General features: G+C 55.8%; 8 protein-coding genes. 3 read left to right on the plus strand and 5 right to left on the minus strand.

Going from position 1 to position 11220, the window contains the following annotated elements:
- Positions 1–129 precede the first annotated feature (129 nt).
- From ABD971_RS22855 to ABD971_RS22870, 4 genes are all read right to left on the minus strand, one after another.
- A complete protein-coding gene (locus tag ABD971_RS22855) occupies positions 130–519 on the minus strand; it encodes a DoxX family protein (protein WP_345325899.1) in 390 nt (129 codons plus the stop codon).
- Between the two features lie 254 nt (positions 520–773).
- A complete protein-coding gene (locus tag ABD971_RS22860) occupies positions 774–1910 on the minus strand; it encodes a potassium channel family protein (protein ID WP_339942641.1) in 1137 nt (378 codons plus the stop codon).
- Between the two features lie 77 nt (positions 1911–1987).
- Positions 1988–3472, minus strand: a complete 1485-nt coding sequence (pyk, locus tag ABD971_RS22865; protein ID WP_425571347.1) for a pyruvate kinase — start codon at positions 3470–3472, stop codon at positions 1988–1990.
- A 406-nt stretch (positions 3473–3878) separates the two neighbouring features.
- Positions 3879–5306: a TonB-dependent receptor gene (locus ABD971_RS22870; RefSeq protein WP_339942639.1), complete on the minus strand. Its 1428-nt coding sequence runs from the start codon at positions 5304–5306 to the stop codon at positions 3879–3881.
- Positions 5307–5878: 572 nt separating this feature from the next.
- Between ABD971_RS22870 and ABD971_RS22875 the strand changes: the two genes are divergently transcribed.
- Positions 5879–8053, plus strand: a complete 2175-nt coding sequence (locus tag ABD971_RS22875; RefSeq protein WP_345325916.1) for a glutamine synthetase III family protein — start codon at positions 5879–5881, stop codon at positions 8051–8053.
- 126 nt (positions 8054–8179) lie between these two features.
- Here the strand turns inward: ABD971_RS22875 and ABD971_RS22880 are convergent, their stop codons facing one another.
- A complete protein-coding gene (locus ABD971_RS22880; RefSeq protein WP_345325902.1) occupies positions 8180–8674 on the minus strand; it encodes a cell division protein FtsH in 495 nt (164 codons plus the stop codon).
- A 119-nt stretch (positions 8675–8793) separates the two neighbouring features.
- On the opposite strand from ABD971_RS22880, the gene ABD971_RS22885 reads away from it, so the two are divergent.
- Together ABD971_RS22885 and ABD971_RS22890 are read left to right on the plus strand one after the other, a co-directional pair.
- Positions 8794–9834: a galactitol-1-phosphate 5-dehydrogenase gene (locus ABD971_RS22885; RefSeq protein WP_345325904.1), complete on the plus strand. Its 1041-nt coding sequence runs from the start codon at positions 8794–8796 to the stop codon at positions 9832–9834.
- A gap of 71 nt (positions 9835–9905) precedes the next feature.
- On the plus strand, positions 9906–10874 hold the full coding sequence (locus ABD971_RS22890; RefSeq protein WP_339942634.1) for a serine/threonine-protein kinase: 969 nt from the start codon (positions 9906–9908) through the stop codon (positions 10872–10874).
- Positions 10875–11220: the final 346 nt, after the last annotated feature.

Here is an 11220-nt window from a genome sequence, read left to right on the forward strand (position 1 = left end):
GAAAGCCCTGGGCTGCTAAATCTAACTTCATCAGCAACGAAGGGCCAAGATTTCAATCGGCACGTTCCGGCAGAAATGACTCAGCGAATTCGAACACAGATCCATCCGTTTGCGTCGCGTGACTCGGTTTCAGGCTTTGCGAATCGTCGCCCACCAAACCCAAGCGATTAATACACCCTGGGCTGGCAGGCGTGCGACCAGCATCCAGGACGGAATTGACGGAAACAGTTCGGCGTTGGTCATCATAAAAAGGTTTGCTGGAAAGACAGCGACCAACAATGCGATCAAGCCCCATCCCGCTGCACGCCGCAGTCGTGGTACCGCCACGCCAATCCCGCCGAGCACTTCAAAGAATCCTGAGACGTACACCAATGCCAACGGCCAAGGCAGATAATGCGGCATGATCTTCAAGTAGGTCATCGGCGAGGCAAAGTGATTAATGCCTGCCGCCACGAAAAAGACGGAAATCAGGACGACGGAAATCCGTTTGCTCAGCGATCTCGTTTGGCGTTCGATCATGGGAGCTGTTCGTTTTACTTCGCAATGCTGCGATATGAAAGTGAAATGGCGAGCTTCGAGCTGTCAAACACGCCGCATGCGATCGTTGTTTCGCTCTTCCAAATGTAAGGAAAAGTTAACAATATCGATGATGATTATGCACTCGAGTCAACCCCCCTCGCCTATTCTTGTTGGCTGGGCACCTCTGTGTTGCGGGGGTCGGTCCTGCCACGCATTCTTCCCGATGCGATTGGCTTTGGATTGCTGGCTGCGACTCAGTTCTCTACCGAGACGCCACGGTAGGTCATTTTGGGTTGCTTGCGTAAGAAACGGCGAGCGATCTCGGGGAGGTCGTCTTCGTGCCCCAGCACAATCACGATGTCGCCCGGTTTTAGCAGCAACGTGGGCGATGGGTTTAATTGCATCGTCCCATCGGCATGGCGAACACCGACGATCAAAAAGCTATGGTTGCCGCGGATTTCCAGCTCACTGAGCGGATGATTGGAAAGCTCGGAATCGGAGATGACTTCGAGCTCGTTGAACTGCAGTCCAATTCGCCGGAGATCCTCTAGCATCGTGCCTTGATCTTGGATCTGCTCCAAAATACTTTCGGCCGTCGGCTGGGTGATCAGCTGAGCGACCTTTTGGGCACCGATTGCGGTGGGCAGGACAACTTGGTTTGCGCCGCATCCGAGTAGCTTCTTTTCGGTTCGCGGGTTTTCACCGCGAGCGATAATGCGGACGGCCGGGTTCATGTCGCGCGCCGTGATCGTGACAAACACGTTGGTGGCATCGAGCGACAGGACCGCCGCGACGTTCGAGGCGCGTTTGATCCCTGCTTGATCCAGGATGTCTTCCTCGGACGCATCGCCGTGCAGGACAAGGTAACCACGATCCTCGGCATCACGTAGACGGTCCAGGTCGGTATCGATCGCGACAAACGGTTTGCCCGCGGCGTATAACTCTCGTGCCAGGATCGTGCCCAAGCGTCCCATCCCACAGATGATCGTGTGGTTACTGAGTCGTTCAATTCCCTTGGTCATTCGTCTTGCTCCCATTGCTCGGTTCAGTTCGCCATCGATCAACATCTGCATGAATCCACCGACGGTGTAGATCACCGCGCCGTAGCCAGCGACGATCACCATGATCGTGAGTGCACGCAGCGGCGGCGATTCGATCGGATGGACTTCACCGTAACCGACGCCAAAGATCGTAATCACGACCATGTAAAGGGCATCGTCCAGATGCCAGCCCGCCGCCATGTAGCCCGCAACTGCCACCATACAGATCAATAGAAACAGCACGCCGCCGGTCATGATGCGACGCAGCGGTGGCGAGGCCGCCAGCTGAGATACCGGCGGCGGTGCGTCTGGCCGTTTGCTCAGCCGATCGGGGTTTCGTTTTTGGTCCACGTTTGCTCACCTCTGCTTGGTCGGAGCGAGCTATTTCGGGGGCTGGCGATAGGGGCGGCCGACTGCGTTGCGACAGACTACTTGGCGGTTGGGGGCGTCGTTTCGACTTGACGCAATTGCAACGAGTCGACCACTTTGCCATGGGCCAACACGTTGGTGATCACGACCAACCAGCTGCCGGGGGTGACCCAATCGCTTTGCCGCAGCCGTTCGGTCGCATTGGCAATCGTGGTGTCGGGATCGTCGGAGAATTCCATCAGGAAAGGTTCGACGCCCCATGGCAACAACATTTGATTGAATGTGTCTTCGACATCCGTAAAGGCATAAATGGGAACGCCACGCGGGCGAAGTGACGCGAGGACGTAAGCCAGATAGCCACTGCGGGTAAAGACAACGATGCCGGCTTGCCCCAACTCTTGAGCCAGCAGGGCGGCCGAGCGAAGCATCTTGGCTTTGGGTTCCCGCAGCGTGATCAGCGAGTTCAGTGAACGGCTGACCGTCGGTTCGATGCTGCGGATGATGTTCTTCATCACCTCGACCGATTCAAACGGGTAAGCCCCGGTGGTCGTTTCGCCTGACAGCATCACCGCGTCGGCTTGTTCGCGGACCGCGTTGCTGACGTCCGATACTTCCGCTCGCGTCGGCATCGGAGATTGGATCATCGATTCGAGTAGGTGCGTTGCGATGATCACCGGTTTGCCTTCGCTTTGGCAGGCTGCGATCAATTGCGATTGAACCAGCGGCAACTTGTGGTAATCGATCTCGATCCCCAAGTCACCGCGTGCGATCATCAACCCATCCGACTCGCGGATGATTTCTTCCATATTTTGCACACCGGCTTGGTCTTCGATCTTCGCGACGATCCGCGCGTTGGAACCGAGATCGTCCAAGACGCCGCGTAAGGTACGAACGTCGGCAGCGGTGCGAACGAACGAGAGCGCGACGAAATCGATTCCGGCTTCCGCACCGGCCCGCAAGTCCTCTTTGTCTTTCTCGGTTACCGCAGGCAAGTTGACATGGACGCCGGGCAGGTTGATATGACGCCGCGACGTCAGCGTCCCGGGGGTCTCTATTTCACAGAGAATGCCATCGTCATCCTTGTCTAGAATTTGCATGCGGATCAGCCCGCTGTCGATCAAAATGGTCGCACCCACTTTGACGTCGCGGGCAAGATCGGGATAGTTGACCGAGACGCAAGGGCATTCTGGATCGTGCGGAAAGGGATTCGAGGAAGCTTGCAGTCGGATTCGGTTTCCGACAATCAGCTCGATAGGCTCGTCGACCACCCCGGTGCGAATCTCGGGACCTTTGACGTCCATCATCACCGCGACGTGACGACCGACTTTGTCCGAGGTTTGGCGAATTCGTTTGGTGACATCGATGGCCCACTCGCCTGTTCCATGGGCCATGTTCAAGCGAAAGACATCGACACCTTGATTGATCAGTCGCGTTAAGCCTTCTTCGGACTGGGTTGCTGGTCCGAGCGTCGCAACGATTTTGGTGTGGCGATAGTGAGTGTGCCGGTACCGACGTACCGTGTCAGAAATCAACGTATCGGGCATTTCAGATAACATGGGCGTTTGGATTCAATGAAGGATGAGAGTCCAGAATCTATAAGGTGGCTGCGACAATTGCGAGCGCGACTTGCCAATGCCGGAATGACGCACACTGGACGCGATTATTGGCTGAATAAACGGGAAAGCGATGATCGCGTATGCGCAGCAAATCAACTAAACTCGCTGCGGCGGCGGTTTTTGGGCTCCATTGCAAGGCCGGGAATTAGCAGGGGGATCGCCAGCCCCTCTCGTGTTTTTGCGTCTGGTGCCACCGTTTCGTGGGCATGCAGATTGGTTTCTCTTCGCGGATGTCACGAGGTTGATATTACGAGCGTGCTGATGACGCGAATGAGTCGATGGCGCGAGCGCTTTGAGATTGTGGTTCGAAGCCAAACGCGTGCGTGCGTTGGGCTTAGACAGGTTGGTAGTCGAAGTAATTTTTGCTTTTGATCACCTCGGCAACCGGTTCCGGCACCATTGTTTCCCAGTCTGCGTCACCGTTTTTGATCATGCGGAGCACCTCGCGTGAGAAGATCTTTAAGCAATCGGCGTCATAATTTTCCACCGCGTTGATCTCGCCGCGGTCCAGCAGGTAGTGGTACAGCTTGCTGAGTTCGGGTTTGACTTCGAGATTGTCGCACGTCACGAGTTGGCCGGTCGCGGAATCCAACAGCGGGTAGCAGTAAATCTTCAAGTCGTTCTTGAACAAGCGTCCAAACGATTCAAGGATCCCGCCTTCGAGGCTGGTGTAGTACTGTTCATCAAACAGTTCCAACAAGCTGCCGGCGCCCATCGTGATCGCGATACTTTCTTTGGTGTAACGCGACAGATAGGCGGCTAACCTGAAGTAGCGAAAGTAGTCTGAAATCAGCACGGGCATGCCACAGGCGGCCATGACATCGGCGCGAGCGAGGAAGTCACGCAAATCAATTTCGCCTTCGGCCTTCAGGTTGTTCATCGTGATCTCCATCACTTGAACTACTTCTTTGCCGGCGACACTCGGCAGCTGCGAGAACTTTTCGTGCGCTCCACGCAGCATGTCGAGATTGACGTTGCACACGGGGCGAAAGCTGCCTCGTTCGACCAAGATCGGTTTGCGATAAAAGAATTCCGATGGCTGCAGCACTTCACCGCTGCTAGCGAACATCGCTGCACCGCTCAAACCGAGTTCGACAAGTTTCAGGCTCATCAATCGGTTATCGACATGGCGGAACGCGATTCCCGAAAACTCGATCATATCGATTTCAATCCGCGAGGTCGAAAGTCCGTCAAGCAGCGAATCGACAAGCAGTTCGGGTTCATGGTGCAGTGCGAACGCACCGTGCACGAGGTTCACCCCGACGATTCCGAGTGCTTCTTGCTGCAGCGCCGCCTCTTCGTCAAGCATCCGCACATGGATAATGATTTGGCTATCGTCGTCGCGAGGATGAGCTTGGAACTTGATTCCCATCCAACCATGGCACTCATTGGTCCCTTGAAAATTTCTCGCCGAGACGGTGTCGGCAAAGGCAAAGAAGGCTGTGGTGTCGCCGCGGACCTCGCGAAGTCGATCCAGATTCAGTCGGTGTTCGTAATCGAGCATCGCCTGCAAGCGTTCGCGACAGACGTACCGCGAGGCGCGTCCGTAAATTGCGTCGCTGACTTTCATGTCATACGCAGACATACTTTTGGCGATCGTGCCAGCGCCGCCGCCGACGCGAAAGAACCAGCGGACGACTTCTTGCCCCGCTCCGATTTCGGCGAACGTGCCGTAACGCCGTGGATCCAAATTCACATCAAGCGCCTTTTGATGTGTGTCCTTCGGAGTCTGAGATGGTTTCGTCGGATTAAATCGATGCATGAAAATCGGTAGAGCTGGGGTGACGAGCGGGGAGAGGGAATATTGCTTGAGAATTTCGCATGCCTTGCAAAGCACAAACCATGCCGCCGAAGCACAAATGAGTTTCGTTGTGTTATTGCGGTCAAAACGGACTCATAGCCGTTCCACGATGTTCGGCCGGGTGCCTGTCGAATAGGCAGCGGGTGCCTTGATTCGTTGCATTTGAAATGATGTGTCGTGGGGGTCGACGAGGGAGTTCGCCTTCGCAAAGAATTGCGAGAGGCGGATCGGAATGCGATCAAACCACGTAAAACGCCGGGGGCGGAGACGTCGGCCCCAAGACATGCCGGTGATTGCGGTGTTGGATCGCGGACTAAATTCGGGATAGGTACAGGGTTTGCGATAAGCGGGGGGGGCGAGCGTGGATGGTGGTGTTGTTCCTTTATTGGTGCAGCGTGCTTTGTTCACGGCCCCGCAAGTTAACTTTTCTCCCAACAACGCCGGATCAAAAGATGAGCACAACGCTGACTGCCGAGACAAAGAGCAATTCCCGTGGGCCAGCCAGCAACGGAGCCGCGGCGACCTCGCCCGGTATGAGTCCGCGACTTTCGGCGATCGCAGCCGTGACGGGCTACAAGACCAATACGCCCGCGATGGATTTTTCAGAAACTCCGATGCAGGATCTATTCTGCGCCAATGTGTTTAGCAAAAAGGTGATGCAAGAGCGGCTGCCCAAGCCGGTATACAAGTCGTTGGTCAAGACAATTGAATCGGGTGAAAAGCTGGATCCGACCGTGGCTGACGCCGTTGCCTCGGCGATGAAAGATTGGGCGCTCAGCAAGGGAGCAACTCACTATGCGCACGTCTTTTATCCGTTGACCGGTGCGACCGCTGAGAAGCATGACAGTTTCTTGTCGCCCGATGGCGAAGGGGGCTCGATCGCCGAATTCAGTGGCAGTCAGTTGATTCAAGGCGAACCGGATGGTTCGAGTTTCCCAACCGGTGGAATTCGGCAAACCTTCGAAGCTCGCGGCTATACGATTTGGGACGTGACCAGTCCGGCGTACATTTTAGAGAATCCGAATGGAACGACGCTGTGCATTCCAACTGCGTTTGTTTCGTGGACCGGGGAAGCGCTTGATAAGAAAACGCCGGTACTGCGTTCGATGCAGGCGCTGAACAAACAGGCTCAGCGGATCCTAAAGTTATTCGGCCACGACGATGGTGCTTTCGTCGCCTCGACGGCGGGACCCGAGCAAGAGTATTTCTTGATCGATCGACACTTCTATTTCGCTCGCCCCGACTTAGTCAACGCCGGGCGGACGTTGTTCGGAGCCAAGCCGCCGAAGGGGCAAGAGTTTGATGATCACTACTTTGGTGCGATCCCCGAACGCGTCTTGGCATTCATGCTCGAGAGCGAACGAGAGCTCTTCAAACTGGGGATTCCCGTCAAGACGCGGCATAACGAAGTCGCACCGGGGCAGTACGAAATTGCTCCGATGTTTGAATCGGCAAACCTCGCGACGGACCACCAGCAACTGCTGATGACGACGCTGAAACGGCTTGCCGAAAAGCATGGGATGACATGTTTGATGCATGAAAAACCGTTTGCGGGGGTAAACGGTTCCGGGAAACATGTGAATTGGTCCTTGGGCAGCCGTTCACAGGGCAATCTGTTGGATCCCGGCGATACGCCTCACGAAAACGCTCAGTTTTTGGTGTTCTGTGCCGCGGTGATCCGTGCGGTTTATAAGTACCAGGGATTGTTGCGAGCGGTGGTGGCGACCGCCAGCAACGATCATCGACTGGGGGCCAACGAGGCTCCGCCGGCGATCATGTCGGTGTTCCTGGGGGACCAATTGACCGACGTGTTTGAGCAAATCAAAGCGGGCGGTGCGAATTCGTCGATCGCAAAGGGGACGTTGACGGTTGGAGTGGACGTGTTGCCGCCGCTTCCCAAAGACGCCGGTGATCGCAACCGAACCAGCCCTTTTGCTTTCACGGGAAATCGTTTCGAATTCCGAGCGGTGGGATCGAATCAATCGATCGCCGGTCCGTTGGTGGCGATGAACACAATCATTGCTGAGTCGGTGGATTACTGCGCGACCCAATTGGAAGCGGCAACCGACGGGACGCCTGAATCGCTACACAGTGCGATCCAAGTGTTGTTGACGGAGATCATGAACGAGTGTTCTTCGGTCGTCTTTAACGGTGACGGTTACTCGGATGCGTGGCATACCGAAGCGGCCAAGTTGGGGCTGTTGAATATGAAGTCGACGCCGGACGCGTTGCCGTACTTGCAAACACCCGAAGTGGCCGAGTTGTTCCAGAAGTATGGCGTGTTGTCAGGGCGAGAGCTGGAAAGCCGGCTTGAGACTTATCTCGAGCAATATTGCATGTCGATCAACGTCGAAGCCAAGTTGACCTACAACATGGCCAAGACGATGATCTTCCCCGCCGCGATTCGCTACCAGAATGAACTGGCCGCGACCTGCACGAATCTGAAAATGCTAGGCTACGATTTTGACACCGACACGCTCGATGAGATGACATCGTTGGTGAAACAGTTGCAAGACAATGTCACGCTGCTGCAGAAGAAAATGGACGATGCAGTCGGCGGTGGTCTGATCGAACACGCCAAACATTGTGGCGAGGTGGTGTTGCCAGCGATGAATGCGGTGCGTGAAGTTGCCGATGAGCTCGAAGGGATCGTCGCGGACGATATTTGGCCGCTGCCGAAGTACCAAGAGATGCTGTTCATCAAGTAGTGAAGCGTCACGTCAAAACGTAGCGAAACTCGCCAAGAGTTTCGGGGATGGTGTGTGGGCCGAAACTCTTGACGAGTTTCGCTACGGGGGATCCCAGGCCATGACAGGCTGGAAGCCTATCCCACATTAGCCTAGCCAGAATGCGACGGCGGTGGCGACATCGTCGTGCTCGAGTGCTTCGTGGGCGAGCAATTCGTCAGCGACCGCCGCGATCGCTGCCCACCACTGCTCGTCTTCCATCCGGCGATACAGACGGGCGATCAATTGTTCGAGAAATCGGACTTGCTGGACGCCGCTGGTGAACAAGCCGACCGATCGCTCGCATGCTTGTTGCCAATCGCCTTGCCACGGCCCGAAATGGGCCGGATGCAGCCGCTCGCCTCGATAGATCATCTCGGCCACGGGACCGGCCAAAATGGTCATCAATTCGCGTTGTCGTTGCCAATCGCAGCCGGCATCGACTTTTCCCCAATTGACCAAACAATCGCCAAAACGCCGGGGTAAATCGTCGTCGATCATGCTATCAAGCCGAACTTCTTCGATCTGGGCTCCTAGCAGGTAGCCGACGACTACATGGCCTGCTTCGTGGTAGGCGGTCAGTGTTTCGTCGTCGTCGTTCAATTTTGGCTTCCTTGTGATAAACTGCGACCGTCCGCCCCCCAATTATCTTTGTTGAGGACGTTTCCGCGACGCGGGACCGATCCTGCGAAGGGCACCATCATTACGCGATTGAGACAACCATGAAAGCGTTATTGCTAACCGAATATAAAGAGATGCAAGTCACCGACGTCGATGCTCCGGAAGTGGGGGCCGACGATGTTTTGGTTCAGGTCGAAGCGTGCGGCATCTGCGGCAGCGATATTCATGGCTATGACGGCAGCACCGGGCGTCGCATTCCGCCGTTGGTGATGGGGCACGAGGCGGCCGGGATCGTGATTGCCACGGGCGAAAATGTAACCGATTTGGCGGAGGGAACGCGAGTCACATTTGATTCGATGGTCTCGTGCGGCGAATGTCATTTTTGCCGCCAAGGCGATGGAAACCTCTGTGATAACCGCATGGTGTTGGGGGTTTCCTGTGGTGAATACCGTCGTCATGGTGCGTTTGCCGAACAGATCAGCGTGCCTCGCCGGATCGTTTACACGTTGCCGGAAGGTTTGCCGTTTGAGCATGCGGCGCTCGTCGAAGCGGTTTCGGTGGCGGTGCATGCCGCCAATGTCACCCAAATCACGCTGGGCGATACCGCCGTCGTGGTGGGGGCAGGGATGATCGGGTTGTTGACGATTCAAGCGGTTCGTGCGGCCGGGGCGACGCAGGTGATCGCGGTCGATTTGAACGACAAACGTTTGGCCGTTGCCAAAGAGCTCGGCGCCGACGTCGTCCTGCGAGGCGATCAAGTTGACGTGCCTGCGGAGGTTCGCAAATTGACCGAAGGCCGCGGAGCCGACGTGGCGCTGGAAGTCGTCGGCGCGACACCCACGATCAACACGGCGATTGAGTCGGTCCGCAAGGGCGGCAGCGTGACATTGGTTGGAAACGTGTCTCCCAAAATCGAATTGCCTCTGCAATCGGTCGTGACGCGTGAAATTACGCTACGAGGCACGTGCGGGTGTAATGGTGAATACCCGCAATGCATCGATCTGATGAATCGTGGGATCATTAAAGTCGAGCCACTGATTACGGCTAAAATTTCGTTAAATGATGCTCCTCAGTGGTTCGAGCGACTGCATGCAGGGGATCCGGACCAGATGAAAGTGGTCGTTCAGCCCCAGAAACATTGAGGCTGCGGCTAGTAAAGTAGCCGATAGAGTTGGTAGTGCCTGGACGCTTCGATTTGGCATACAATGAGACCATGATTAGCGAACCCACCATCATTCTGTCAGGCACCGATCCGGACCTCCCCCAGAACGTGCCTCTAGGACTTGCCCGCTACAGCAACCTGCGCGAGATGGCTCGTGGCGGCAGTGCGGTATTGCGGGCAGGATTCGATTGCGTGACGGGACGCACCGTTGCGATCAAATCGTTGTTGCCCGAAACTCGGCATGATCGACGCGAGCAGCGGCGTCTCCTTCGCGAGGCACGGGTCACGGCCCAGTTGCAGCATCCCAATACGGTGCCGGTTTACGACATCGGCAACGACGAAGTCGAGGGGATGTACTTTGTCATGAAGCGGATCTCGGGAGAGAACTTTTTCGAGATCTTGAAGCGGATTGCGCGACAGGACGAAGCGACGATCGCGGCCTTTCCGATGCATGCTCGCTTGGAAATTGTCGCCAGCGCGTGCCAGGCACTTGCTTATTCGCACGCACGCGGAGTGATTCATCGTGACTTTAAACCTGAAAACATTTGGGTCGGTAATTTTGGTGAAGTCATCTTGTTGGATTGGGGGGTCGCCAAAGTGTGGGGGCATGCCGATGACAACGAACCGATCAACCGCAGCGTGTTGAAGACTCGCGAGTCCGATGGCGAGCAGTTGCGAACGTTGACGGGGGGTGGCCAGCGGCCGGGAACGCCGCTGTATATGTCGCCCGAGCAAGTGGACGGCAATCGCGGAATTGACGAACGCACCGATATCTTTAGTGCCGGAGTGGTGCTGTACGAGATGTTGGCGCTGCGTGAGCCATTCCGGGGTGCGGATATCGACGAGACGTTCGAGAACATCAAGCACAAAGAGATCCCGCCGCCGAGCGAGCGATCGCCCGAACGCAATATCCCCAAAGCGGCCGACGATGTGGTGATGCGAGCGATTCAGAAACGACCGAGTCAGCGTTTTCAATCGATGCGAGAATTCATCGACGCCGTGCGAGCGATCGCCTGTTAAGGACAGTGGGATAGGCTTCCAGCCTGTCACTAAGAACACTTCTTTTTCAGCGTAGCGAAAGTCACCAAGACTTTCGGCTTTTCGGTTCAGGAAACCAAACTCTTGGCGAGTTTCGCTACCCTATATTTCGCAGCCTTATATTTCGCGGTCATCTAAACGTGCTCTTGATGACAGGCTGGAAGCCTATCCCAAGTCAAGGTCGTCGGCATCGCTTGACTAGGCCGTAAGTGTCGTTGTATAAAGGGTTTCTGCAAAGAACGCTAGACACGCCATTTTAGCGAGTGTAGTTATTCAGTGTAGCAAATGACGTGGGAATGTTCGGCGGCAACCGGATGTTCCAAGGAAC

The sequence above is a fragment of the Novipirellula rosea genome (assembly GCF_039541335.1).
Lineage (GTDB): Bacteria > Planctomycetota > Planctomycetia > Pirellulales > Pirellulaceae > Novipirellula > Novipirellula rosea.